The organism is Paenibacillus puerhi (genome assembly GCF_009846885.1).
Taxonomy (GTDB): domain Bacteria; phylum Bacillota; class Bacilli; order Paenibacillales; family NBRC-103111; genus Paenibacillus_G; species Paenibacillus_G puerhi.
This window is the reverse complement of record NZ_WUWM01000006.1, coordinates 63,856-88,621: the sequence shown is the minus strand read 5'-3', so window position 1 is coordinate 88,621 and position 24,766 is coordinate 63,856. Positions and strand designations below refer to the sequence as shown.

Sequence of the window (24,766 nt, the reverse complement as noted above, 5' to 3'; positions counted from 1 at the left end):
TGTTGAGTAGTAGGCACAGGGGGATGACAATGAGGACATACTTTCGACATTACACGAATATGAGTTTGAGGATGCGACTGACGGTATCATATATCGTTCTGATCGCCGTCTCGATGACGGTTCTTGGCGTAGGCTACTACGTGAAGAGCTCGCAGGTCATTTTGCAAAATGCAAGCAGCTCGCTTCTGGGCTTGGTGAAAAGCAGCAATCAATCGCTAAACGCCAAGTTTTCAACCGTGGAACAGAGCGCGATCACCATGCACTTGGATGAGGATTTGTACAAATTATTCAATACGACCGATTTGCAAAAGAGGTATCTGGATTACGAAACGGACCGGAAAATAACGAGGATTCTGCAAAAATATTTTCCGACGTCGGAGGATGTCTTTTCGGTCAATCTTGCTACGAAAGACTACACCTTCGGAGAAAATCCGTATTTTTGGATACCCAAAAAAAACTTCTCCGCTTCCGACATCTACCAGACAGGGCTGCATTCTGTGGACCAAACGACTTGGATTCCTACATATAACCTGTTGGAAAAGTATTTCTCCTCCTCGGCGATTGCCAGCACGAAGGATCAGTATGTTTTTACCGCAACGCGGCTGATTAATCTGGCACATGTTACGAACAATTTACTTCGGCCTATGGACAAGGATGCGGAGAGACCGATTCTGCTTGTCAATTTTCAGGAGTCGATGATCACCCGCGCTTTCAAGGGAAGCCTTACGGTGAAAGGTTCGTATTATTACGTATTTACACAAGACGGCGAGGTCGTGTCCACCTCAGATCAGTCGGCTTCTAAGCCTGTAACACGTGAATGGCTCGCCAGTGTCTCGGCAGAGAAGAGCGGTACCGAATATGTACGGGTGAACGGACAGAAGATGGTGGTCTGCTTTGACCGGATTCCCACGACAGGCTGGTTGTCCGCAGTTTTTATTCCTTATGATAATTTGCTTGCAACCGTGCCGAATATGTTCAGTTACACGCTGTATTCCACGATCTTGATTCTGGTGTTTTCGGTGCTACTGGCTTCTTTGTTCTCGAGCCGGATTACGATGCCGCTGAAAAAGCTGATGTGGGGAATCAAACAGATCGGTGAGGGGAATTTTAACACCAAAATTGAAACTCAGGGTACGAGCGAAGTCAATCTCATTATCCATAAATTTAATCAGATGAACGATAAGATCCAGACCTTGATCGAGCAAAACTATGAGACGCACATGAAAGAAATGGAGGCGGAGCTCAAGGCGCTCAACTTTCAGTTCAACCCGCATTTCTTATACAACACACTCAACATCATCAATTATATGGCTATCGAAAACAAGCAGACCGTCATTAGCAATATGCTAGTGGAGCTGTCGGAGATGCTGGAATACACCGCGAAAAAATCCGGCGAGGTTGCCTTTAGTGAAGACGTCAAGTATTTACAGAATTACGAATACATCATGTGCCAACGCTTTGAGGACAAGTTTGAGATTGAGTATCATCTGGATCCGGAGCTGAATCGGTATTCGGTGCCGAAATTTTTCCTGCAGCCCTTTATCGAGAATGCACTGATTCACGGCCTTGAGGATCGGGAAGAAGGAGGCTGGATCCGCGTATCGGGGAGAATTAAGGATGGGCTGCGAATCTTCACGATTGAGGATAACGGCAAAGGCATGGATGAAGCAACGATTGCCCGTGTTCTGACAGTTTCTGAAGATACGGCAAGCTTGAGCAAATCGATCGGCATCGAGAATGTAAACAAGCGAGTGAAGCTCATCTATGGACAAGAATATGGCGTGAAGGTCGAATCCAAGCTGAATGAAGGAACGAAAGTGATCATTTCACTGCCTGGAGCGAATTTGTAAGGGTTTTCTGTGAAAAAGTCCACCATTTCACGTTTTTTAGAGTAGGATCGGTCGCTGCCGTTACGTTATGATGAAAGCGTAAACAAGAAAACGTGCTTGGAGGGGTTCAATTGAAAAAGAACATAACAACAGTAACGGGTTTGCTTGTGATATCCTTGCTTGCCGGCTGCTCCACAGTCGGACAGACCCATACAGCGCCTGCTTCCGGAGACAACAGCCAGGGTGGACAGAAAGAAATTGAAATCACGTATTGGAGACCGCAAGCGAGCGGACCGGAGGATGAATTTTACGTAAGACGCACGGAAGAATTCAATAAAGCTTACCAAGGCAAAATCAAGTTGACCATGGAGCCGATCACCCGAGGCAACTCCTTCGCTTATGAGGATAAAATCAATGCAGCGGTAGCATCCCATACGCTTCCCGACGTGGTGTCTATGGACGGACCGAACGTAGCGAACTACGCGGCGTCTAACATTATCATTCCGCTTGATGAGTACTTCACGAAGGACGATTTGAATGATTTCGTCCCTTCCATCGTACAGCAGGGAACTTATCAGAATAAGTTTTACGCAGCCGGATTGGCGGAATCCTCGGTTGCCTTATTCTACAACAAGAAGATTGTGAAGCAGTACGGGATCGAGCCGCCGACGAAGATGGAAGATGCATGGACGTGGGACAATTGGTATGACGTCATGAAGAAGACATCCAAGGATGACGTCTTCGGTACCAATATGATCAATGACAAGGGCGAATGGATGACCTATGCGTTCGAGCAGATGTGGCTTTCCGCAGGAACGGACATCGTGAACAAGGAAGGCACGGAAGCGAAGGGCTGGGTGAACAGCGACAAGGGCGTGGAAGCCGCGAAGTTCCTTCAGAAGATGGCGAACGAAAAATTGTTCAACATCGATCCGAAGCCGACGGAATTCGAGGAAGGCAAAGCCGCTACGAAGCTGGGCGGACCGTGGAACATTCCGGGATTCAAGAACTACCCGGATCTGGAATGGGGCATCACGTACTTCCCTAAGAGCCCCGGCGGCAAGCTGACGGCTCCATCCGGCAGCTGGGCAATCGGTGTATCGGCTGACAGCAAGCACCCGAAAGAAGCTGCGGAGGTTGTGAAATGGATGACGAACAAAGACAGCTCCGCGCAGCTTGCCAAAGCGATCAGCATGCCGGCTAGCCGAAAATCCGCGTATGACAGTCTTCCTGAGTACAATGAGCTTCCTATGCGCATTATCAAAGATCAGGTAACGACCGTGTCCCATGCAAGACCTGTTACTCCGGCATATCCGGTACTGACTCAGAAGTTCGCCGAAGCGTTGACGGACATTATGATGGGCGCTGATGTGAAGAAATCGCTTGATAGCGTAGCTGCATCGTACGACAAAGAGTATAAGCGCAATTTCAGCAATTAAACGCCCTTTATTAATGGAATCCCGGCTGCCGTCATAGAGAACGGCACTCAGTGAGAATGCCGCGCAGCCGCCGGATTTCACGTTCGTTTTCAGGAAAACTTTGAGAGGAGTGATGATGGATCTATGCAAAGCGTAAGTTCACAACAAGTTCAAGCTCAGACTGGCTCCAAGAAGTCCAAGCTATCGTCAATCGGGTTCCAGAAGCGAAGAGAATCCGTCACGGGCATTTCATTCGTTCTGCCGGCCGTCATCCTACTGATTATCTTTTTGCTGCTGCCTTTTATGCTGGCGGTGGTGTTCGGATTTACCAAGTTCAATTTACTTCGGCCTGATCAAATCAAATTTATCGGCTTCGATAATTATGTACTTCTGTTAAAAGATAAGCTGTTCTATAAATCGCTGTATAACACGATGTACTTCACAGTTATCGTCGTTCCGGTACAATCAGCCGTGGCACTTATGCTTGCTTTGTTAGTCAATAACAGGCTGAAGATGAGGAATGTGTTCCGAATCGCCTATTTCAGTCCGGTCATTACCTCAATGACGGTAATCGCCATCTTGTGGATCTCCTTATATAACCCGAATGAAGGGTTAATAAACTCGGCGTTGCACTGGCTGGGTATTCCGAAGCAGCCTTTCCTGCGCAGCGCGTCCCAGGCGATGAATTCCATCATTTTTATGTCGGTATGGCAAGCAGCAGGATATCAAATGATGATTTTCCTCGCGGGACTTCAGAGTATTCCGAAGGATCTCTATGAAGCCTCGGCTATGGACGGAGCTAATAAGCTGCAGCAGCTAAAATATATCACCATTCCAAACTTATACAATGTAATCGTATTTGTGTTAACCATCACAACGATTCAAGCAGTGAAGCTGTTCACTCAGCCCTATGTAATGACCAATGGCGGGCCTGAGAATTCGACGAGGACGTTGGCGCTACTCATTTACCAACAGGGCTTTCAGTTCAGGAATGCCGGATATGCATCCGCGGTATCGGTTATTTTCTTCCTGCTTGTCGTGATCATTTCGTTTTCCATGAAGAAGTTTCTCAAAGACAGATGACAAGAAGGTGACGAGCTCATGGCTGATCGTAAGATTACAATATTCGTCTATGCGTCCAACATTATCGTGTCGGTGCTCTTTATTATCCCTTTGCTGTGGATGGTCATATCATCGCTGAAACCGGAGAATCAGATTTTTGCCGAGTTAGGCTCGATCAAATCTTTACTTCCTACGAATATAACCTTTGATAATTATATAAAGGCTTTCCAACGTATTCCGATGATGAAATACTTGTTCAACAGTTTATTTTACGTCTCGATTATCGGTATCAGTGGACTCGGAGTAAACTCTTTGTGCGGATACGCCTTAGCGAAGCTGAATTTCAGAGGAAAAAGCATCATCCTCACTGCGATAATCGCGCTAATGATCGTTCCATTTGAAAGCATCGTGATGCCGCTGTACTTCGTCGTCAACAGCCTAAGCTGGGTGAACACCTGGTTTGCGCTGATCGTCCCTTTTATCGCCAACTGCTTCAGCATCTTTATGTTCCGCCAGTTCTTTATGGACATCCCGAACGAACTTCTGGAGTCTGCGGCCATTGATGGCTATTCTCCCATGAAAACCTTCATTAAGATCGTCGTTCCATTGTCAGGGCCTGTGTTTACAACGGTATTCATTCTGGATTTTATCTCCCACTGGGGAGATTTTATGTGGCCGATCCTGGTGACGACCGGAGAATCGCTGCGGAACATTCAGCTCGGAATTCAAACGTTCTTTACACTGCCGCCGATCTTCTACGGTCAAATCATGGCAACACTTACGTTTACGACTTTACCTATCGTTCTGATTTTCCTGCTCCTGCAGAAATACTATGTGCAAGGCATCACAAGCACAGGAATCAAAGGATAGGCACGGTTCTGATGCCGGGTTGGCACGGACCGACCAGCCGCTGGATCCTGATTCTCGCCTCCGGGCAGACGGTAAGCATTTATCATTCTCCCAACCTGAAAGATTGGAGCTTTGCCAGTCAGTTCGGAGAAGGGGAGGGAGCGCATATCGGCGTATGGGAATGTCCCGACTTATTCGAGCTGCCGGTGGATGGCGACCCGTCCACTACGCGGGAGTCAGCTGGTCGGACATTCCCGAGCAGGACGGACGTCGTATTTACGTCGGTTGGATGAGCGTACGCCAATCTGATACCGACAGAAGGCTGGCGCAGCGCTATGACGCTGCCTCGAACGCTCGAACTAGCTAGCTGCGAGAGCCGGGAATCAATCTGCTATCCGCAGTTTCCATGTCTTGTTATGTATTGGAGGCAGAATTTGAGCTGCAAACAGCCTTGGAATTCGGATTTAAGATCCTCGCGTCGGAATCGTACGAAACCGTTGTGGGTACGTTCCGGCAAAACGGGAGGTCTTCGTAGATCGGTCCCGGTCGGGAAATACCGGTTTTCATGCCAATTTCCCCGGCAGACATGCGGCGCAGGTATTGCCGCTGCATGGTAGAATCAAGCTAAATGTATGGGTGGATACTTGCTCTGTTGAGGTGTTCGCCGGTGAAGGCGCAGCTGTCATCACCGATCTGGTATTCCCGGAAGAAGGTCAGAGCGGCGTAGTAGTGTATGCGGTTCAGGGAACGGTGAAGCTCGTCTAACTTTCACTGTCACTGGTGGCAAGTAAATAAGCACAAAGGGCAGGTGGCTTACATGCAGTACATATTGGTTGTAGATGATGAGGCCATTCAACGTAGAGGGCTGGCCAAGATGATCAGGGAAGCCAGATCTCATTGTCATGTGCTGGAAGCCAAGAACGGGCAAGAGGCTTTGGAAGTCATTCGCACGAATCCGATCGATATCGTGTTTACGGATATTAAGATGCCGGTGCTGAATGGGTTGAAGATGATTGAGCAGATGAATGCTTCCGCCCATCCGGTCAAGGTCATCATTCTTAGCGGTTACCGGTATTTTGAATATGCGCAGAAGGCCATTCAGTTGGGTGCTTTCGATTACTTGGTCAAGCCGATTAAAGAAGAGAGCATCAGCCACATTCTGGATAAAGCCGAAGACAGTATTACAAGAGAGAAAACGAATCAGCTTGAAAAAGAACAAATCAAACAGCAACTGGATCAGACGTTATCTGTTTATCGGGAACAGCTTCTGAATGATTGGATAACGGAAGGAGTGCCTGAAGCGAAAGGTGCAGAAATGCGCAGACAATTTTCACTTGAAGCTCAGGGTATTGTTGTGGCGGTCAAAATAGAAGGCGACGGGATTCCGGCAGCGTCATGGGAAAGCGGAAGCTATATGAAAAGTGCACTGCTTGAGCAAATGGAGTCCGCAGTGGCAAGAAGGGGGTCGTCCGTATCTTTCTACTCCCGAGAGGATAAGAGACTGCTGCTTACGGTGCTGACCTTTCCCAGCCTATCTGCATGCAGCATGGCGGAATTGGAAAGCGTTTTGCAGGAGTTCGCATTCCAAGGCTCGAAGCAATTCGGCATCTCCATCACCATCGGGATCGGCCGGATGTGCAGCTATGTAATCGAAGAAGCAAAGCAATCATGCGAAGAGGCGCTGATGGCTGCTTCTTTTCGTTATTTTCTGCATGACAGGACGGTCATTCCGTATTCGGAGATCAGCCGGCTTATTCGCTCTGTACTCTATAATTATGGCAAAGAGGAAGAGTTGTTCAAAGAATCGATTCGCAAAGGGAAGAGCGGGCAGCTGATGAATCAGGTGGATGAATGGTTTGCCGGGATACTCCAGGGCGGGCTTCCTGAACCGGGTCAGTGGATTAAGATCGTGCAGCGGATGATAGCCGGTGTTGCCGTAGTCATCAGGGATTTTGTCTCTGAGCAGGACTACAAGGACATTGTGATGGGAGCGGAAAGCCAACTTTCCGTAATCGACAATTACGAAATGTGCAAAAAATGCTTTATGAACCTGCTGCTTCATTGGATGGATATGATTCAGAAGAGCCGCTCTAGAAAGCATGAGTCTGTCGTAGAGTCTTGCCTACAATATGTGGAGGCGCATTATATGGAAGATTTGTCTCTGGATACAGTAGCGGCAAGTTTGTTCTTTAGCCCTAACTATTTGACGCTCATGTTCAAACAGAATTTGGGGACAACTTTTAGCAAATATTTATCGGAGTTCCGGATGAAGAAAGCGCTGGAACTGCTGCAAAAAAGTGATTTGAGAGTGTACGAGATCGCCCCGCGTACCGGATTTAAGGATGATAAATATTTTTACAGGGTGTTTAAAAACAAGTTCGGGATGACGCCTGATGAATATCGAAGAAACAATCATTTGCAGCACATTTCAAATGATTGATATGTTAAATAATCTGATGTTAAGGTACGAGACCGAAGGACGAAGCAGAGGTTTGTACATTACTGCGGATGAACGAACAAGAAAACTAATTCCTAAGGAAGGTGAATGTGGTTGGAGAATCCATCTAAAAATCAATTGCAAACCGATCATATGGAGCGGTTGAAGCAAGCCGACGAGGCGTTGAATCGAACTGCGGCGGAACTGCCGGCGGATGACAGCTACAGACTTCGATATCATATGATGCCACGGGCACGTTGGATGAATGATCCGAATGGCTTGATTGCGTTCAAGGGCGAATATCATGTATTTTATCAGCACAATCCCTATGAGCCCCTTCATGGCCCGATGTATTGGGGACACGCCAAAAGCAAGGACCTTATCAGGTGGGAGCATCTACCAATCGCTTTGGCTCCGTCTGAGGTATACGATCTTGGTGAAACTCGGGGCTACGGCTGTTGGTCGGGCAGTGCTGTCGACGATCAGGGTCTGCTTACGCTCATTTACACGGGACATGTCGATGGGTGTATGCCTGAGGAGGTACAGTGCATTGCGACGAGCACGGACGGTTTGTCGTTCGAGAAATTGCCGGATAATCCGGTTATCGCCGCTCCACTGGAGGAAGGCGGCTTCGGCTTCCGGGATCCGAAGGTATGGAGGCATGATGGGCTTTGGTATATGGTCATAGGCTACGGCAAGGACGGTCTTGGTAAGGCGCTTCTCTTTATATCCCACAATCCGCGGCAATGGAGCTACGTAGGAGTCGCAGCTGAAAGCGACGGAACGATGGGGAATATGTGGGAATGTCCGGACCTGTTTCCACTGGGTGGGGATGGTGAACACGTTCTTATCTTTTCTCCAATGAATATGGACGACACCAAGACGATGTACCTATCCGGAAAGTTTAACTACGAATCTGGCAAGCTGGAAGTACGTTATCGGGAAAGGCTCGACTACGGCTTTGATTTTTATGTGCCGCAGACGTTTCAGGATGAGCGGGGAAGACGCATTTTGATCGGATGGATGAATAATGGGGAGCAAAGATGCCGGAACAAGAACGAGGCTGGATGGGGGCGTTTACCATACCTCGTGAGCTGACATTTGCCAAGGACGGGACTTTGCGCATGAATCCAGTTGAAGAGTTACAGTCGATCCGGGGCGCTCACCATGCATTCAGTAATCTGACGGTTGACGCAGATACGGTTGCGCCTCTTGCCAATGTGAAAGGCGATTCGCTGGAGATCAAGGCGATATTCAGCATTTCAAGATCCGTCGAGGGCACAGAATTTGGCATGCAGCTACGTTGCTCGGACGACGGTCAGGAGTATACTGAGGTGGCATATGCATCATCGGAAGGTAAGCTGCGGATGGATCGAAGCCGTTCAGGAGCAGGTGAACCAGGATGCAGTGAAGTCGAGTTGGCGTCGCTGCCTGACGGGCGCATTGTTTTTCACCTCTTCCTCGATCGTTCGTCAGTGGAGTTGTTTGCCAACGGCGGGATGAAGACGATCACGAATCGGATATACCCGGAGTCTTCCAGCCTTGGAATCCGCTTATTCGCGAGAGGCGGCGAGGCCATCATCGAATCACTCGATGTATGGGAGCTGGACGTTACAACTACAATCGACTGAAAGGGGGCGGCTAGCCCCCTTTTCTCATACCATCGCATTCGTTATTTTGATTTGAAGATGGTTATCTTGATAATTATAAAGAAAATTTGTGGAAGCGTACCAGGAATGGAAAGCTGGCCAGATTACCGCAATGGAGGCTATGCGTCGGATCGGTATGAAAAAGCCTACGTTTTACCGGCGAGTGAAGGAATACGAGGAAATCAATTTCTAGCTGTTGCCACGGCGTCTATTTCGTTTCGCCCGGTGCCAGTGTCAGAAGAAAATAAAGTATTTTCTTAGTCCTTTAAAGTCCAGAAAAAGAACTACATGCTTTATCGTAGAAGCTTCGATTGAAAAATGGAAATTTAATTTTTTATTTGTTGAAGAAAATATCTATATAATTTATTTACTTATTTTTGTCATTCATAACACGTAACTGCACCTTCATTTAATATCCCTTATAAATGTGAAATTGCTTCCTGTGTTGTCCATGTAGCACTGGCGAATGCTTTGTAATTGGTAATGGCTGCTTGGAAATCCCTTTCACTAGTCGCTGCTGTGGCATCGTATACAATAGCAGTTTCAAACCCATTTTCGATTAAATGTCTCATATGGGACTCTACACAAATATTGGAAAGTACTCCTGCAATAATTGTCTTTTCTTTTCTTTGTAGTCGTAACTGGTATACCAAGTCATTTGTTTGTGGACTAGCAACCTTGTGTGGAGTTGAAACGATTGTTCTCCTATCAAAAATATAAGGTTTGAAAGATTGAACAAAATCAGCTCCTACAGACGGTGGTGTGTACGCATTTGCCACTTGATACATTCTAAGACCTAATAACATTTTTTGTTCATTTCCAGTAAATTGCCAGCCAAAATCATGAGGGTATAAATAATGGGGCGATATGAAAAGCTGATACCCTTTATTGAGTGCAGTGCTCATTAATAGTTCAAGGTTATGTACAGTGTTGTTTTGCTCAATAGTATCTTTTGTCAGATGATAGCCTTTTCCCCCAGGACTCAAGAAATCATTTTGTGGGTCTGTGATAACAATGGCGGTATTAAAGGGATGTGGTTTAAACTGCAAAATACATTCCTCCCTCGCAGGTTATACTTAAATATACTTATTGAAGCTATCACGATTTTATTCATAACAAGCGTGGTTGAAGTACTTCCTCTGTCCTAAGCGATCTAGTTATATATGGACTAGCTGATATTGATGGTGAGGTCTAGTCTGGAGAATCTCGCCGACTATATCGAATATCAAGAATTTTACAGTTTCAGCCTACTACGGGGCGAGGTTCTCTAAAACAGATTCCGCTAACGGGAAACGTTAGTTTAACAACAATGCATGCTGTCACACCAGCATGCATTGTTAAATTCGGCGATTTTAGGGAGACTCTACATGTTCTTATGTATGCCTAAATTAGAACGTTTATTCGAAAAATTGGAAATCGTATAGCTCTAAACGGCATGCTAGCAGTTGTACTTTTGATCATAAGAACTACACTACATTAGACTGAGAAACTAAAGTTGTAGACTGACGCCCGTTGGTTAAGCTAACGAGCATATTAGATTAGCAATTTGTAAGAAACAATCCGAACTGAAATGTCTTAAAATATAGTTTATGAACAGAGATTGGAGGGCGTTATCGAAATGGCTAAACTGATCTACGCTGCTAATGTATCTTTGGACGGTTACATTGAGGACGAGCGCGGCAATATCGATTGGGGGATCTCCGATGACGAGGTGTTTGCGTTCTGGACTGACTTCCAGCGGCCGATTGGCACCTACCTGTACGGGCGTCGAATGTACGAGTCGATGGTGTACTGGGAGACGGCGAACATCAAAATGAACCCGTCCAGCGGCGATCAACCGGAGGTAATGCGGGACTTCGCGCAGATTTGGCGAGCTGCTGAGAAGATCGTGTATTCCCGGACACTTCGGTCGGTTTCAAGCGCCAGGACTAGGAACGAGAGCGAATTCGATCCTGATGCGATCCGGAGGCTGAAGGAGTCTTCAGGAGCCGACATTACGATTGGCGGCCCCGAGCTTGCTGGGCAGGCGATGAGCGCGGGACTGGTCGACGAGTGTCATCTGCTTCTTAATCCGATCGTATTGGGTGGAGGTAAGCGAGCATTGCCGGACAACCTCCGCATGCGGCTCGAGTTGCTCGGTGAGCACCGCTTCCGAAGCGGCGTTGTTCATCTTCACTACCGCGTGATCGTCTGACCGTGACACTAGAGTGAAATTCAGGAGATACGTTTTCGGGCTTACTTTAATCAAGTGAAATTACGCAAGCCGGAAGTTATGAGCGGCTTCCATTTTTAAACTAACGAATTACGTTAGTAAGCAATCATTGACAACAAACCAATTTGACGATGAGGTGTATAAAAATGGCATTGATGTCCACATTCACGAGCTTCAATCTGCCTGTAAAAAACGTAGAACAATCGAAAACGTTCTTTACCGGACTCGGATTCGAGCTCAATCCGCAATTCCCCGAGAACGAGAATTCGGTTGCCATCGTGATCGGCGACAACCTGCAGGTCATGCTGATCAATCAAGCATTCTTTAATACGCTCACGGAGAAGGAATCCGTCGATACGAGCAAGTATGCGCAGATGACGATCGCATTGGCCTTCGAGAGCCGGGAAAAGGTCGATGAAATCGTGAATACCGCGGTCTCCTTGGGCGGGAAATTGCACGCTGAACCTGAAGATCATGGGTTCATGTATCATTGGGGCTTCGTGGACTTGGACGGCCATCTGTGGGCCATTAACTATATGAACATGGATGCGGCACAAGGTTAAGGCTAACGGAGAGCGCACTCATACTTGGATTAACAAGGGAAGACGCCGGGCACCTTCCCCGGCGTCTTCTTCGCGATGATTAGTTTTGTTCGGTATAGGCTTTGAAATTGTCCATAATCGCTTGCCAGCCTTCTTGCTGGAGCTCGACGGGGTTGGAGATTTCCGCGTCGAACGTTTCAATGACCTTCGTCTCATTCCCTTGATCGACCAAAGTAATGTATCGGTATCCTACTGGAGTGCAATCGGCATCGCATGGGGACTTAGCCGTCAAGCACTGATTTTAAGGTTGAGCCGCAACAGCCAGTTATAATTAATCGAAAACAATGATCGCAGCTCCTTCACCAGCGGCTGCTTTTTTCTTTTTCACCGTTTAATACTGCGTTAACATTCGGCATGTTAGATCAAACTATAAATAAGCAAATAATTATATTACTATTTACAGCGGGTAGGGGAGTGTGGGAGAATGAAACGGGATGTCAATCGGATTTATTTCCTTTGCGGGCAAAATCGGTGTCGAAGTCAGATGGCCGAAGCTTTTGCCAAGTTTTATGGCGGGGATCATGTGGTGGTGGAGAGTGCTGGATTAAATCCATCCGACGAAGTACATCCTTACACGATTGAAGCCATGCGCGAGATAGGCATCGATCTTTCCCAGCATGTCTGCAAAAAAATTGATATGAAGGTTTTTTTATCGTCGAATGCGATCGTCAAGCTGTGCGAACAAGTTGTGGAGCGCTGTCCCATCGTACCATTCAAGATCATGAACGTGGAGTGGAACATCCCTGACCCGTTGGCCGTAGACGGCGGCACCCTGGAAGACGTTAAGAGAGCGCGTGACGAGATTCGGGAAAAAGTGATCGGGTTGCTAAAAGGGATGGACATTCCCGTCGCTTAAAAGGAGTGAAGCAGTTGAGCAAACTAGAAGAAGTAGCGGATGCCTTGAAGCTATTGGGGGACCGGAACAGGCTCACCATCGTAGCCTTGTTGCAGGTGAAGGAACTGTGCGTGTGCGAGATCGTGGATATTTTGAAAACAAGCCAGCCCAATATCAGTCAACACATGCGCAAGCTTCGGGACGGGGGCTTGGTCAAAGAATCGCGCAGGGGGCAATGGGTGTATTATTCGCTCTGCCTAGAAGACAAGCCTTATATTTTGGATATTCTAAAGGAAATTCCTTCGCAAGCGGCGCTGATCGTGCCTGCCGTTTGTGAAGCCAATGATTGCTGTACGTAGTTCAGGAGGAAGCATATGGTTTATGTAGCGATTTTCATTTTCTTGGTAACGTTGCTGTTTGTCATCTGGCAGCCCAAAGGGCTAAATATCGGGTGGTCGGCAAGTGCCGGAGCGATCCTTGCTTTACTATTTGGCGTGGTCAGCTTCGCGGACGTCGGCACTGTAACCGGCATCGTCTGGAACGCCACCTTGGCGTTTGTGGCCATTATTTTAATCTCACTGGTGCTGGATGAAATCGGATTTTTTGAGTGGGCTGCCTTACATATGGCGCGGTTGGCACGCGGGAACGGTCTACTCATGTTTTTCTTTATTATCCTGCTTGGATCGGCGGTTGCCGCACTATTTGCCAACGACGGCGGGGCCCTGATAATTACACCGATTGTGCTCGCCATGGTCCGCACACTTAAGTTTGATGAAAAGATGATCTTGCCGTTTATTATGGCTAGCGGTTTCATTGCGGATACGGCTTCCTTGCCGCTTGTCGTCAGTAACTTGGTTAACATCGTGTCTGCGGATTACTTCAATATCGGTTTTGCGGAATACGCGAGCCGCATGATTGTTCCGAATTTCTTTTCCGTCATTGCGAGCCTCATTGTGCTGTATCTGTATTTCCGAAAAAGTATCCCGAACACTTACAATCTGACGCAGCTGAAAGAGCCGAAGGAAGCTATCAAGGATATGCGGCTGTTCAAATTATCTTGGGTCATTTTAGCCGCGCTGCTCGTTGCGTATTTTATTAGCGAATTTTTCTCGCTTCCTGTATCCATTATTGCTGGGATTGCTGCGATTGCTTTTTTGTTCGCGGCGAGAAAAAGCCCTTCGATTCATACCTGGAAACTCGTTAAAGGCGCTCCCTGGGCTGTCGTGATCTTCTCTATCGGCATGTATGTGGTCGTTTATGGCTTGCGCAATGCCGGACTTACGGATGCACTGGGCAACGTCATTCAAGCGATCGCAGACCAAGGGTTATTTGTGGCTACCGTAGGTATGGGCTTTATTGCAGCCATCCTGTCGTCCATTATGAACAACATGCCCACGGTCATGATCGATGCGCTGGCCATCCAAGGCACGCAAACCGATGGGTTCATTCGTGAGGCGCTGATCTATGCGAATGTGATCGGTTCGGACTTAGGGCCGAAAATTACGCCAATCGGCTCTCTGGCCACGCTGCTTTGGCTGCATGTCCTATCCACGAAAAATGTGAAAATAGGATGGGGCTATTATTTTAAAGTCGGCATCCTGTTAACTATCCCCACGTTGCTTATTACGCTCACCGGTCTTTATGTATGGCTTTATGTTCTCCAGACGCTACAGGTGAATGCATGGCTATGTATTGCGGTGATTGTGGTCGTCCTAGTGGTGGTTGTAATGATCATGAAGTCTTTTATGGGAAGTAAACAAGCGAAAAGGGTTCATCAAGACGATTAACGAACTGAAATCAAAGGAGATTATTCACCATGGAGAAAAAACCGTTCATTTATTTTTTGTGCACCGGAAATTCTTGCAGAAGCCAAATCGCGGACGGGTTTTTAAACGCGCTAGGTAGCGACAAATATGAAGTCAAAAGCGCAGGTCTTGAAGCACATGGACTGAATCCGCGCGCGGTGCAAGTCATGCAAGAAGCCGGTGTGGATATTAGCAAAAACACCTCGGATGTGATCGATCCGAAGCTTTTGAATCGCGCCGATTATGTCATCACCCTGTGCGGCCACGCCGACGAGCATTGCCCTGTAATCTCGAGCAAGAACGTAACAAAATGGCATTGGGGTTTTGATGATCCGGCAAAAGCAACCGGAACGGAAGAAGAGATCATGAACCAGTTCCGCAATGTTCGGGATTCGATTAAGAGCCGGATTGAACAATTCCTCAAAGAAGGGAAATAAGGTGCGACGATGATCAAACGAATGCATGTTGCTTTAAACTGTACAGAGCTGAACAAGTCTCTGGAGTTCTATCGCGCTTTTTTTGGGGCCGAACCGATTAAAATTAAAGATAACTACGCCAAATTCGAGTTAGAAGAACCGGCGCTGCATTTTTCGCTCAATGTACGCCCCTTCGAACAAAAGGGTGTACTGAACCACTTGGGATTCCAAGTGAATAATACGGAAGAAGTGCTGGCCATGGGGGAGAGGCTTCGTCAAAGCGGACTGCTGCTGATTGACGAGATGGATACCACATGTTGCTATGCGGTGCAGGATAAAGTTTGGGTGTATGATCCAGACGGCAACGCTTGGGAGATTTTCTACACAAAAGAAGATTCCGAATTCGAATCCGCCGGAGAAGCCAGGGATTTGTCCTTGTGCTGCGCTCCGCCAGCGGCCCAGGTTTCGATTGAGTTTGGATCGTTCAAAAAAGGGGTATAGTCTATGGCGTCTGAAAAAACCTACCATGCTTTGATACCGGATAAAATTTTCATGGGCGCGGCAACTGATGTGGAATCGATGGTTAAAAACGAAGGTATCGACGTGATTGTTGATTTGCGCGGCGAAGCGACGGATTGCGCCTATCCAGCGGCGAATGCGAAATGGATTCAAATTCCGTTAGCGGATAATGCCACTATGCCACAAGAAAAAGCGTTTGAGCAAGCGATCCAGACCGTCACCGAAGCTTATCACCAAAACAAGAAAGTTGCTTTTCATTGTGGTGGAGGAAAGGGACGGACCGGTACGGTAGCCGCGGGCACCTTACTTGCTTTGGGATTAAGCGATACGCTTGACGAAGCTGAGGCAAAGGCGAAAAGCATTCGCAACATCATTGATATTAAACCCTCCCAGAAAGAATCGTTGCACAAACTATATCCCGGCAAATAATCGAGCAGGAGACCACTCAGCGAGTGGTTTTTCTTATTGCAATTAAATAATTGCAATTTGCAAATAAATATTGTATAACTAAAACATGAGGTGAACCACTGTGGAAAATGCTCGCGAACTATTTCAAATCATGACTCGCCGTTTTGGGTTTCTTAATAAAAATTGCTGCTCGGCCGGTGGTTGCGATATATCTTTAGTGCAAAGCCATATTCTTTACGAGATCGATCGTCAGCATCAACCGTCTATTCAGCAGGTAGCCGAGGCGTTAGGGACCGATATTACGACCTTTAGCCGACAAATCCAATCGTTAATTAAAATGAATTTGGTCAAAAAATCGCCCGATCCAGGTGACCGTAGGGTGTATGTGCTTTCGCTCACGACAGAAGGGAAATACGTGGCTACGACGATTGACCAGCAAATGAACGCTTATTTAGCTGAAGTGTTCTCTCATATGAACGATTTTGAAAAAGAAACGGTCATTCGCTCCATTAAGCTTTTGAATGAAGCGATGTCGAAATCTAGCCTATGCTGTTCCACCCCCATCGGGTGATTTTCTTTTCTTTGATACTTGCAAATTGCAAATAAATCGGAGGATGTTGGTATGAATGAGGTATTGGATACGATTGTCATTGGAGGAGGACAGGCGGGTCTTGCTTCCGGTTATCATCTACAGAAGAAAGGACTTCGATTTCTTATTTTGGACGCGAGCGACGAGGCAGGCGGTTCGTGGCCGCGTTATTACGATAGTCTCAAACTGTTCTCTCCGGCACGCTTTTCGTCGATGCCAGGCATGAAGTTCCCCGGCGATCCGAATGGTTACCCCAAGCGTGATGAAGTCGTTCGTTATTTAAATGATTACCGGGCAAAGTTTCAACTACCGGTTCGAACCAATCAGCGCGTAGTATCGGTCGAAAAGGATGGAGACGGGTTTACGGTCTGCACGATGGCAGGGGATACGTTTCGGGCACGTACCCTCATTAATGCGACCGGCTCGTTTCACAATCCCTATACGCCAGTTTTGCCGGGGCAAGAGGCTTTTCAAGGACGCATCCTTCATTCCTCTGAATACCGAAACCCAGAGCCATTTATCCATCAACGCGTGGTGGTGGTGGGGCGCGGGAATTCTGCCGTACAGATCGGAGTTGAGCTGGCCAAGGTGAGCCGGACGTCTCTAGCGGTACTCCAGCCGGTTCAGTTCGTGAAACAGAAGATTTGGGGCCAGGATGTGCATTTTTGGGTGAGATTGATTGGATTTGACACCTTTCCATTTTGGCGATTCGGGAAAACCGCACCGAGTACAAGTGCGGTGAACGATTCGGGCGGGTACAAAGAGAAAATAGCGGCAGGAAAACCGGATCAACAACCAATGTTTACGTCCTTTTATGAGGATGGCGTCATTTGGCCGAACGGGACGAAAGAACCGGTGAATACGGTGATCTTTGCGACAGGATACCGGCCTCATCTTACCTACCTTCAAGCCATTGGCGCACTGGATGCGGAAGGAAGGCCGTTACATCAAGCAGGTATAAGCGAGGTTCCGGGGCTTTATTATGTGGGGCTGGAAGGGCAGAGTTCCTTTGCTTCTGCTACCTTAAGGGGGGTGGGGCCGGACGCGCAGTTTGTTGTTAAAAAGCTTTTGCATCATCTTAAACGCTGAATGCTTTTCATTTTTTGATAAAAGATGGGACCGACTTGAATCTCAATTGGTTTGCTGCTGAAATGCTCATGAAACAGCGCCAAAGGGAAACCGAACGATCTGCTAGAGAAGCTTGGAAAAGGCCAAACGCTATACAAAAGCAATCCGTCCGATTCTTTAACCGACGGCCAATCATACGTGCAAAACCAACGGCTTGCTGCGTTACGAGCTGCTGTTGATTGTATAAAAAATTAAGGAGTGATCTTTCATGAATCAAGTGAGTAATGATCAAATTCGACAAAACGTTCGGAATCGATATAAGGAGATCGCCTTACAGGATGTAGGGGCGGGGTCCTGTTGTGCGCCAGAGCCAGCCAATGCTTGCTGTGAGTCGGCCGCGGATGTTTCCGCTAAAATGGGCTACTCGTCAGAAGAATTAACGGCCGTTCCGGATGGGGCGAACCTGGGCCTCGGTTGTGGCAATCCGCAAGCCATTGCCGCTTTGCAACCGGGGGAAGTCGTGCTGGACTTGGGCAGCGGAGGCGGGTTTGATTGCTTTCTTGCCTCCCGTCAGGTGGGCGCTTCCGGCCGCGTCATTGGTGTAGATATGACACCGGAAATGGTCAGCCGCGCCCGCGAAAATGCCAGCAAAAGCGGATTTACCAATACGGAATTTCGGCTGGGCGAGATCGAGCATCTACCGGTTCAGGACCACTCGGTTGACGTGATTATTTCAAATTGTGTCATTAATCTGTCCCCATCGAAGCAGCAGGTTTTTGACGAAGCGTTCCGTGTGCTGCGTGACGGCGGCAGACTGGCTATATCGGATGTCGTGGCAACGGCCGATTTTCCGGATGAAATCAAACAGGATATCGACCGTATCTATTCAGGGTGCATTTCAGGAGCTTCCTCCATCGGCGAACTGGAAGCCATGCTTGCGCAATGCGGGTTTACCCAAATTGAGATCGAGCCAAAAGACGAATCCAGGACGTTCATCAAGGATTGGATTCCTGGCGCAAATGTAGAACAATACCTGGTGTCCGCAGCCATACGTGCTATAAAGCCTTGAATCATGAAGGACCTAGCTGTTACAGCCGTGCTGATCCGAACATGATATTGCGGACTATTAATAAGATGCTGCCCATTTAACCGGCAGCGTCTTCGACTTTAACTTTAAGCAGCACGTCTATTGGTGTTAGAACGATGTTTTGAAAGTAAGTTATGGCTAAAGCAGAAATTAGGCATTTATTTTTTAGAAATGTTCATGTACAGGGCAAATAGGGATTGACTTTCTGGAAAAATACATGGAAATTTCCCTAATTTGCAGGAAAATGCATTCATATCGCATTTAAAGAAAGGGCAATTACTGATGCTGTATCACGCTTCAGTATTCACAATACTGACTATCAATTAACCTCGCCATTACACTATTATAAAGCAAGCCAATATAGAAAATGGGGATATATGAATTAATATAGTATTTAGAAAAGTTCAAATCGAAAGTGTTAATACTCTTACACTGCTGCTTTTTTGACTCGAGGATAAGGGCATGTTCTTGTCGCTAATAGGGGCATGTTCTTGTCGCTGCACATCATCAGTGTATAAGGGTTTATTCAGATTTATGTACATATGTACAAAATACGGGTTTTGTGAAAAAGTATGTAGTGAGATTCCCGTATCCGGGTTTCTGGATATGTATTGTCCCGTGCTTACCAGCTTATTGAACTCTTTCGGCCCTGATCTACTCATCGTGTAAAAACCAGATTATTCTCGTTTGTTGAGTTTTATAATGCTGTGATTAATTCATAACCCGCTTTCAATAGATTTTGTACCATATAACGTAAATCGTCCCACGATAATTTATCGATCACCTACTTTATTACTATCTCTAACTCCAAGTTTGCATAAGTATCTTGGGAATACACTGCCTCATGGTTTTATGATTTAAATGTTTCAATTCATTAGTCAAACCCTTTATTACTTCCTAAGCATTCCCCTTTTTTTGATAAGAATTCTCAATGAACATGAACACAACATAAACGGTATCTTCGTCTGGAAAGCCATGATAAAAGGACAAAAATCCAATAACATTCCGGCTTTCGGAGTGCTGAATTGTTTGAATTTTATTATTGTCCTTAAAGCCGTTAGGAGGCAAATCACCTTCAACCAAGCGCTTCATAATGTAATCAGGCTCTCGCTCAAAATTTCCGTCCCATTGTCCAATAAACTGGCTTGATTCAAATAAATCTTGAACAATAGGCACAAGATCAATTGTAAGGTCTTTAATTATCAACCTTTCTGTCCCCCAACTTTCAGGCACTAATCCACTCAAAATAAACCCAAAAGCTTGGGAGTTTACATCCAAAGTAAATTAATTAATTCCATTAGTAGTTAACTGTGCAAAATAAAATACACCGTTCAAAATTACATAATTTATATTATGTAAACTTAATAGCAGTTTGCTCTCTAAACATGTGCAGGGCTCCCTTTCTCATTAGGGGTAGTACCAGCCAAGCTGACACCATCCGCAAAGTTGATGCAATTATAATCTTTCGATTTCCCCTATCGGTATTTTTCTTCCATGAGGATTCGAATAGGTAAACCTACTATCAACATCGGATAACATGATGCGAGTAGTTTACGGGTCTCGGCCGCGACTCGATGGCTGAAGTCGAGGGCACTTACTTGTTCGGAGGCAAGCATGGGCCTTCCATTCTCGGAGTAGTATACTCCGGTCACATTGGACTTGCCTGTCAATACCCTCGACTAAGATGTAAATCCCACCGGGGAACCCAGCGGCAACTGCAGGCTTTCGCTTTGGGTCCAACGTCCGAGCAGATGAACATGACGTTCGTACGATCAGTCAATAACGGTTTAATCCTATTTTTAGCAGTTTCATCTTTTGCTTCTGATTTAGCTCGGCCGCGTTCTGCTAGCTCTACCTCTATTATGATACTTGGCACTTCATGACAGCTTCGCTGGGAGTACCCCTTACTACAAAATAAAATGCGTGCATATTACACATAATTATGTTATTGTAATTTATGTGCAATATGCACATAATACAAGAGGGAAGGATGTTATCTATGAAAGCAGCTATCGTAAGACAAACAGGGGCAATTCCCGAATATAGTCATTTTGATTCCCCCGTCCCAACAAGCGGACTATTTTTTATTAACGTTTCTCAAGTAGCCTTAAGTCGAGTCAGCAAGTTCGGTTCAATGGGTATGCATTAGTTATCAGAAATGAACTTTCCAATTATCGCGTATTGACGGTGTCGGTACTTTGGAAGATGGATCTCGCGTATACTTTGCGCTACCTCCTGCTTCTTATGGTAGCTTGGCTGAGCAAACAGTCGTCAGCGAAAAGCAGATTGTCCGTTTCCAGATGGAATTGATGATATTACTGCTGCCGCTTTCGCCAACACAGCTATGTCATCATGGGCTGCATTGGTATTTCGAGTTCGCTTTAAACCTGGCCAAAATGTTCTGATTAATGGAGGAACTGGGGCAACCAGCAGTCTCATAAAAAGTGTTGTGAATTCTGAATTTATCTTAGCAATAGCTGACATGATGGAAATGGCACTATCCCCTCAAAGGTAATCCAAACCAACATCCGCACCTCCCGTTACGACAGAATTTATGGCGTTTTCAAACAATTCTTGTCCATCGTCCATAGTCATATCAAGTGTAATGGCCTCGTCAGCTTCGAGAGTTTGCAACTTTTATTCGCTCCGACAAGTAACTATAATCATCATTGGAACTTCATCCAGACAATAAGAGTGTTTCTAAGTCTGAAATGCTTTCAGCCGTGAAAAGTGTATTTGATATGATCGCCGAAGAGGACATTAAAATCGCCACTACGGAGTTTGTTCTTGAAGACAGCGAGGCTGCTTGGCATGCGCCTTTGACGCCACGTCCCGATTGTCGTAGGATTGTTAATTTATCAGCCTTAAGGAGTGATGGAGATGGCGCGCGTATTATTTATTTGTATTGGATCAGAGGGACACATCAATCCAACTATAGGCGTTGTGCAAGAGTTAATTTCACGCGGTGAAGAGGTCGTGTACTTTACCATAGAAGCTTTTCGGGAGCGAATTGAGAAGCTTGGAGCTACAGTACGAACCTTTGATGATCAAACATTAATTAAAGCCTTTCTCTCAGGTGGAAGAGACTATTTATACCAAGAAGTCAACGGTCTATTACTTACGGCTGATATCGTCATTCCAAGCGTTCTTGAACAAATCAAAGGAGAGCATTTTGATTATATCATCCATGATTCCATGTTAGGTTGTGGACGTATTCTCGCTCAAATTCTTAAACTTCCTGCAATCAATTCTTGCACTTCTTTTGCCCTTTCCAATGTATCATTTGATCAAGCGTTAGAGAATTTTTCTACGACAGTCCCAGAAGAGATCGTGAAACCGATAATCGACACTTATCAAAGCCTGACAGCTAAGGTGAAAGACAGTTATCATGTGGAGATTCATTCGCCTTACGAAGTATTCTTTAATCCTGCACCGATTACAATCGTTTATACAACAAAGGAGTTTCAACCAAATGTAGAAACATTCGATCAATCTTTTAAGTTTGTAGGCCCGTCTATCTCAGCATGCGTAACGAATGAGGACTTCGACATGACCTTGATCAAAGAAAAGAACCCCATTTATATTTCGTTAGGTACAGTCTTTAACCAAGCATTAGATTTTTATAAGCTATGTTTTGAAGCATTGGGAAACACGGATCATACGATTGTCCTATCTATTGGCAATAGCACCTCTATTTCTGACTTAGGGGAAATTCCCGCTAATTTCATTGTAAAAAATTACGTTCCACAAACGGATGTTCTGCAATACACGAAACTTTTTATTACACATGGAGGTATGAACAGTACCACTGAAGGCTTGTATTGCGGTGTTCCGCTAATTGTAATTCCACAAAGCGCAGATCAGCCGATCATTGCGGGGCAAGTCGCCAAAATCGGAGCTGGCATTCAATTGCAGATGCAAGGCTTGACTGCAAATCAGCTGCGAGAAGCCGTAGATCATGTGTTAAGTCATTCATCCTTCAAGGAAGTTGCTGCAACGATGAAGGAATCCTTTCGAAAATCTGGCGGGTCTCATCAAGCTGTTGATGAGATTTTCGAATTTAAAAGACAAAACCATATCTAACATTTCTAACATGAAACCTAAATGAGAGAGGTATTCCTATTATGGATGGTCAGACTGTCGAGAAAGTATCGACAGCCTTCTTTATGTTCATTTTATTTAACACGACATCGCGTTAATTTGAAGGTACATGGGGGAAACTATTCATATCTAGATCATCGATATTTATTCCTACAGCTTCATATTGTTTCTTGAGGAGGAAATCGTAAAATAATCGGAAAGCTTATAAAAAATCAGGGTAAATTCCGTGTACGCCCCCTCTTTGCTTTCAACCTCAATGCTTATGCACAAGCGGTCGGCCATTTTTTTCGCATAATAAAGCCCCATCCCCGTAGATTTGGTTCCCGACCTTCCGTTCTTACCGGTGAAGCCTTTATCAAAAATTCGTGGGATATCCCCTTTTGGAATGCCTACTCCGTTATCCCGAATGCGTACGTAATAAGCTGTCTCTTCTTCTTGAGCGGATATCAAAAGCTGACCGCCATGAGGCGTATATTTACTGCAATTGTTTAGGATTTGACAAAGTATATCGAAAACCCATTTTTGGTCGCTAATGACGGTAAAAGGGTGTAGATTGGTTTGGATTTCAATATTTTTATGGATGAAGAACAACGCATTATGTTTAATGGCCCTCCTAATCTCAAGACATACATCTACTTCTGTCGCGGCCATATCTTGATCATAATGGTTGGCACGGGTGATCTGAAGGACTTGATGAATTCTGTACTTCATTTGTTCCATCTGATTTCGAAGCTCATAATTGTTCTCAAGCTCCTCCAAGAGCAGGTCGCATACCGCAAGATTGACCTTGATGTCGTGCACCCACTGCGTCATATACTCCTGAGTCTCATTCATGTTTTTCTTATAATCCTCTTCTTTTTGGGCAAAAACTCGCTTCTTTTCCTCCACTAATGCGGCAAAAAGCTCCAAATAGAAATCGCTATTATGGGCATGTTGAGCCGGGTTACCCTTGGCATGCTGGAGTAAGCTTGCATAGTTTCGTTTGTGCCGGATGAAACCATAAATGAAAAAAACAGCCTGGATCGTCATGATGAGGAGGTTCAAATAGACAATATCCTGAATGCCTTTGTTCAGTGACAAGCTGCTAAACAAAATACTGTTCAGGACCATCATGATGACGGCGAGACTCAGCAGCCACAGTTTCTGTATACGAATATAATCAAACAATCTCATGGGACCAGGTAACCCATTCCTTTTTTGGTTTGAATAAAATCGTATACCCCGAGCTCCTCCAGTTTTTTTCTCAAACGGTTCATGTTAACCGTGAGCGTGTTCTCATTGACATAGAGATCGTCATCCCAAAGTTGTTTCATTAAGCTGTCTCTGGACACGACTTTACCATTATTCTCCATCATTGTTTTTAGTATTCTAAATTCATTCTTCGTTAACTCGACGTTTTTTTCGCCAAAATACAATTTTGTGTCATTTAGATTAAGAATGACTTGATTGTACTCAATCAGGCTTGTTTCGACCGTTTGATACTCATAAGTACGACGTATAATGGCTTGCAGTTTGGCAACAAGGACGTGGCTATCAAAAGGCTTCTGGATGTAATCGTCTCCCCCGCTATTCATCGCCATGACAATATCCATATTGCTGTCTCTGGATGTTACGAAAACAATGGGCACCTTGGATACCTCCCTTATTTTCTTACACCAGTAAAAGCCGTCAAACGCTGGGATATTAATATCCAGTAAGACAATATGGGGTTCAACTTCATTAAAGCACTTCATGATATATTCAAAGTCCTCGCAGATTGCTATGTGATACCCCCACTTGTCAAGCAGCTTTCTCATGGCATCCGCTAGATCCTTGTCATCTTCAATAATCAAAAGGTTATACTTATTGGTCATAGAAATCCCCTCAGTCCCTCAGTCCAT

Annotated in this window: 25 protein-coding genes and 1 pseudogene; 21 read left to right on the top strand and 5 right to left on the bottom strand. The window is 45.8% G+C overall.

Features of this window, described 5'->3' with window-relative positions; genetic code table 11:
• Window positions 1-29 precede the first annotated feature (29 nt).
• From GSF01_RS07035 to GSF01_RS29575, 9 genes and pseudogenes are all read left to right on the top strand, one after another.
• Complete coding sequence (locus tag GSF01_RS07035) at window positions 30-1,850, top strand: cache domain-containing sensor histidine kinase (RefSeq protein ID WP_159882330.1); 1,821 nt, start codon at window positions 30-32, stop codon at window positions 1,848-1,850.
• Window positions 1,851-1,960: 110 nt separating this feature from the next.
• A complete protein-coding gene (locus tag GSF01_RS07030) occupies window positions 1,961-3,268 on the top strand; it encodes an ABC transporter substrate-binding protein (protein ID WP_159882329.1) in 1,308 nt (435 codons plus the stop codon).
• A 123-nt stretch (window positions 3,269-3,391) separates the two neighbouring features.
• Entirely contained in the window at window positions 3,392-4,330 is a 939-nt protein-coding gene (locus GSF01_RS07025; RefSeq protein WP_159882328.1) for a carbohydrate ABC transporter permease, read from the top strand.
• An 18-nt stretch (window positions 4,331-4,348) separates the two neighbouring features.
• Window positions 4,349-5,179: a carbohydrate ABC transporter permease gene (locus tag GSF01_RS07020; protein WP_159882327.1), complete on the top strand. Its 831-nt coding sequence runs from the start codon at window positions 4,349-4,351 to the stop codon at window positions 5,177-5,179.
• Window positions 5,180-5,199: 20 nt separating this feature from the next.
• Window positions 5,200-5,520: pseudogene (locus GSF01_RS29585) on the top strand (glycoside hydrolase family 32 protein); the annotation flags it as partial.
• A gap of 121 nt (window positions 5,521-5,641) precedes the next feature.
• Window positions 5,642-5,923, top strand: coding sequence for a GH32 C-terminal domain-containing protein (locus GSF01_RS07010; RefSeq protein WP_235941338.1), 282 nt, complete (start codon window positions 5,642-5,644; stop codon window positions 5,921-5,923).
• Between the two features lie 52 nt (window positions 5,924-5,975).
• Window positions 5,976-7,598: a response regulator gene (locus GSF01_RS07005; RefSeq protein ID WP_159882326.1), complete on the top strand. Its 1,623-nt coding sequence runs from the start codon at window positions 5,976-5,978 to the stop codon at window positions 7,596-7,598.
• 111 nt (window positions 7,599-7,709) lie between these two features.
• Window positions 7,710-8,693, top strand: coding sequence for a glycoside hydrolase family 32 protein (locus GSF01_RS29580; protein WP_235941330.1), 984 nt, complete (start codon window positions 7,710-7,712; stop codon window positions 8,691-8,693).
• On the top strand, window positions 8,639-9,226 hold the full coding sequence (locus GSF01_RS29575) for a glycoside hydrolase family 32 protein (protein WP_235941329.1): 588 nt from the start codon (window positions 8,639-8,641) through the stop codon (window positions 9,224-9,226). Before GSF01_RS29580 ends, GSF01_RS29575 begins: the two co-directional genes overlap by 55 nt.
• 437 nt (window positions 9,227-9,663) lie before the next feature.
• Here GSF01_RS29575 and GSF01_RS06995 read toward each other — a convergent pair whose 3' ends face one another.
• On the bottom strand, window positions 9,664-10,293 hold the full coding sequence (locus GSF01_RS06995; RefSeq protein WP_159882325.1) for an isochorismatase family protein: 630 nt from the start codon (window positions 10,291-10,293) through the stop codon (window positions 9,664-9,666).
• A gap of 569 nt (window positions 10,294-10,862) precedes the next feature.
• Here GSF01_RS06995 and GSF01_RS06990 point away from each other — a divergent pair.
• Window positions 10,863-11,438, top strand: coding sequence for a dihydrofolate reductase family protein (locus GSF01_RS06990; RefSeq protein ID WP_159882324.1), 576 nt, complete (start codon window positions 10,863-10,865; stop codon window positions 11,436-11,438).
• 164 nt (window positions 11,439-11,602) lie between these two features.
• Window positions 11,603-12,019, top strand: a complete 417-nt coding sequence (locus tag GSF01_RS06985) for a VOC family protein (protein ID WP_159882323.1) — start codon at window positions 11,603-11,605, stop codon at window positions 12,017-12,019.
• Between the two features lie 79 nt (window positions 12,020-12,098).
• On the opposite strand, the gene GSF01_RS30035 is transcribed toward GSF01_RS06985, so the two are convergent.
• Window positions 12,099-12,230, bottom strand: a complete 132-nt coding sequence (locus tag GSF01_RS30035; protein ID WP_268893700.1) for an SRPBCC family protein — start codon at window positions 12,228-12,230, stop codon at window positions 12,099-12,101.
• A gap of 252 nt (window positions 12,231-12,482) precedes the next feature.
• Between GSF01_RS30035 and GSF01_RS06975 the strand changes: the two genes are divergently transcribed.
• From GSF01_RS06975 to GSF01_RS06935, 9 genes are all read left to right on the top strand, one after another.
• Window positions 12,483-12,914, top strand: coding sequence for an arsenate reductase ArsC (locus tag GSF01_RS06975; protein WP_159882321.1), 432 nt, complete (start codon window positions 12,483-12,485; stop codon window positions 12,912-12,914).
• Window positions 12,915-12,928: 14 nt separating this feature from the next.
• Window positions 12,929-13,252, top strand: coding sequence for an ArsR/SmtB family transcription factor (locus GSF01_RS06970; RefSeq protein WP_159882320.1), 324 nt, complete (start codon window positions 12,929-12,931; stop codon window positions 13,250-13,252).
• A 15-nt stretch (window positions 13,253-13,267) separates the two neighbouring features.
• Entirely contained in the window at window positions 13,268-14,680 is a 1,413-nt protein-coding gene (locus GSF01_RS06965; RefSeq protein ID WP_159882319.1) for an arsenic transporter, read from the top strand.
• 29 nt (window positions 14,681-14,709) lie between these two features.
• Window positions 14,710-15,135, top strand: coding sequence for an arsenate reductase (thioredoxin) (gene arsC / locus GSF01_RS06960; RefSeq protein ID WP_159882318.1), 426 nt, complete (start codon window positions 14,710-14,712; stop codon window positions 15,133-15,135).
• 12 nt (window positions 15,136-15,147) lie between these two features.
• Window positions 15,148-15,615, top strand: coding sequence for an ArsI/CadI family heavy metal resistance metalloenzyme (locus GSF01_RS06955; RefSeq protein WP_407945749.1), 468 nt, complete (start codon window positions 15,148-15,150; stop codon window positions 15,613-15,615).
• A 3-nt stretch (window positions 15,616-15,618) separates the two neighbouring features.
• Window positions 15,619-16,062 (top strand): protein-tyrosine phosphatase family protein, encoded by a 444-nt coding sequence (locus GSF01_RS06950; RefSeq protein WP_159882316.1) that lies wholly within the window; start codon window positions 15,619-15,621, stop codon window positions 16,060-16,062.
• Window positions 16,063-16,162: 100 nt separating this feature from the next.
• Window positions 16,163-16,612: a MarR family winged helix-turn-helix transcriptional regulator gene (locus tag GSF01_RS06945; protein WP_159882315.1), complete on the top strand. Its 450-nt coding sequence runs from the start codon at window positions 16,163-16,165 to the stop codon at window positions 16,610-16,612.
• Window positions 16,613-16,663: 51 nt separating this feature from the next.
• A complete protein-coding gene (locus tag GSF01_RS06940) occupies window positions 16,664-17,719 on the top strand; it encodes a flavin-containing monooxygenase (protein ID WP_159882314.1) in 1,056 nt (351 codons plus the stop codon).
• 247 nt (window positions 17,720-17,966) lie between these two features.
• Window positions 17,967-18,767, top strand: a complete 801-nt coding sequence (locus GSF01_RS06935) for an arsenite methyltransferase (RefSeq protein WP_159882313.1) — start codon at window positions 17,967-17,969, stop codon at window positions 18,765-18,767.
• Between the two features lie 915 nt (window positions 18,768-19,682).
• On the opposite strand, the gene GSF01_RS06930 is transcribed toward GSF01_RS06935, so the two are convergent.
• The gene (locus GSF01_RS06930; RefSeq protein WP_159882312.1) at window positions 19,683-19,991 is read right to left on the bottom strand and encodes a hypothetical protein; all 309 of its coding nucleotides are present in this window, start codon (window positions 19,989-19,991) and stop codon (window positions 19,683-19,685) included.
• A 1,674-nt stretch (window positions 19,992-21,665) separates the two neighbouring features.
• Between GSF01_RS06930 and GSF01_RS06925 the strand changes: the two genes are divergently transcribed.
• Window positions 21,666-22,868, top strand: coding sequence for a macrolide family glycosyltransferase (locus GSF01_RS06925; RefSeq protein ID WP_159882311.1), 1,203 nt, complete (start codon window positions 21,666-21,668; stop codon window positions 22,866-22,868).
• Between the two features lie 168 nt (window positions 22,869-23,036).
• Here the strand turns inward: GSF01_RS06925 and GSF01_RS06920 are convergent, their stop codons facing one another.
• Window positions 23,037-24,059 (bottom strand): sensor histidine kinase, encoded by a 1,023-nt coding sequence (locus GSF01_RS06920; protein WP_159882310.1) that lies wholly within the window; start codon window positions 24,057-24,059, stop codon window positions 23,037-23,039.
• A complete protein-coding gene (locus GSF01_RS06915) occupies window positions 24,056-24,739 on the bottom strand; it encodes a response regulator transcription factor (RefSeq protein WP_159882309.1) in 684 nt (227 codons plus the stop codon). Before GSF01_RS06915 ends, GSF01_RS06920 begins: the two co-directional genes overlap by 4 nt.
• Window positions 24,740-24,766: the final 27 nt, after the last annotated feature.

Excerpts from the sequence above, each read along its gene's own strand:
- GSF01_RS06925 (WP_159882311.1), top strand. The coding sequence starts at position 21,666 with ATGGCGCGCGTATTATTTATTTGTATTGGATCAGAGGGACACATCAAT.
- GSF01_RS06920 (WP_159882310.1), bottom strand. The coding sequence starts at position 24,059 with ATGAGATTGTTTGATTATATTCGTATACAGAAACTGTGGCTGCTGAGT.
- GSF01_RS06950 (WP_159882316.1), top strand. The coding sequence starts at position 15,619 with ATGGCGTCTGAAAAAACCTACCATGCTTTGATACCGGATAAAATTTTC.
- arsC (WP_159882318.1), top strand. The coding sequence starts at position 14,710 with ATGGAGAAAAAACCGTTCATTTATTTTTTGTGCACCGGAAATTCTTGC.
- GSF01_RS07035 (WP_159882330.1), top strand. The coding sequence starts at position 30 with ATGAGGACATACTTTCGACATTACACGAATATGAGTTTGAGGATGCGA.
- GSF01_RS06965 (WP_159882319.1), top strand. The coding sequence starts at position 13,268 with ATGGTTTATGTAGCGATTTTCATTTTCTTGGTAACGTTGCTGTTTGTC.
- GSF01_RS07020 (WP_159882327.1), top strand. The coding sequence starts at position 4,349 with ATGGCTGATCGTAAGATTACAATATTCGTCTATGCGTCCAACATTATC.
- GSF01_RS06985 (WP_159882323.1), top strand. The coding sequence starts at position 11,603 with ATGGCATTGATGTCCACATTCACGAGCTTCAATCTGCCTGTAAAAAAC.
- GSF01_RS07005 (WP_159882326.1), top strand. The coding sequence starts at position 5,976 with ATGCAGTACATATTGGTTGTAGATGATGAGGCCATTCAACGTAGAGGG.
- GSF01_RS06940 (WP_159882314.1), top strand. The coding sequence starts at position 16,664 with ATGAATGAGGTATTGGATACGATTGTCATTGGAGGAGGACAGGCGGGT.
- GSF01_RS06990 (WP_159882324.1), top strand. The coding sequence starts at position 10,863 with ATGGCTAAACTGATCTACGCTGCTAATGTATCTTTGGACGGTTACATT.
- GSF01_RS29575 (WP_235941329.1), top strand. The coding sequence starts at position 8,639 with ATGCCGGAACAAGAACGAGGCTGGATGGGGGCGTTTACCATACCTCGT.
- GSF01_RS06935 (WP_159882313.1), top strand. The coding sequence starts at position 17,967 with ATGAATCAAGTGAGTAATGATCAAATTCGACAAAACGTTCGGAATCGA.
- GSF01_RS07025 (WP_159882328.1), top strand. The coding sequence starts at position 3,392 with ATGCAAAGCGTAAGTTCACAACAAGTTCAAGCTCAGACTGGCTCCAAG.
- GSF01_RS06975 (WP_159882321.1), top strand. The coding sequence starts at position 12,483 with ATGAAACGGGATGTCAATCGGATTTATTTCCTTTGCGGGCAAAATCGG.
- GSF01_RS06915 (WP_159882309.1), bottom strand. The coding sequence starts at position 24,739 with ATGACCAATAAGTATAACCTTTTGATTATTGAAGATGACAAGGATCTA.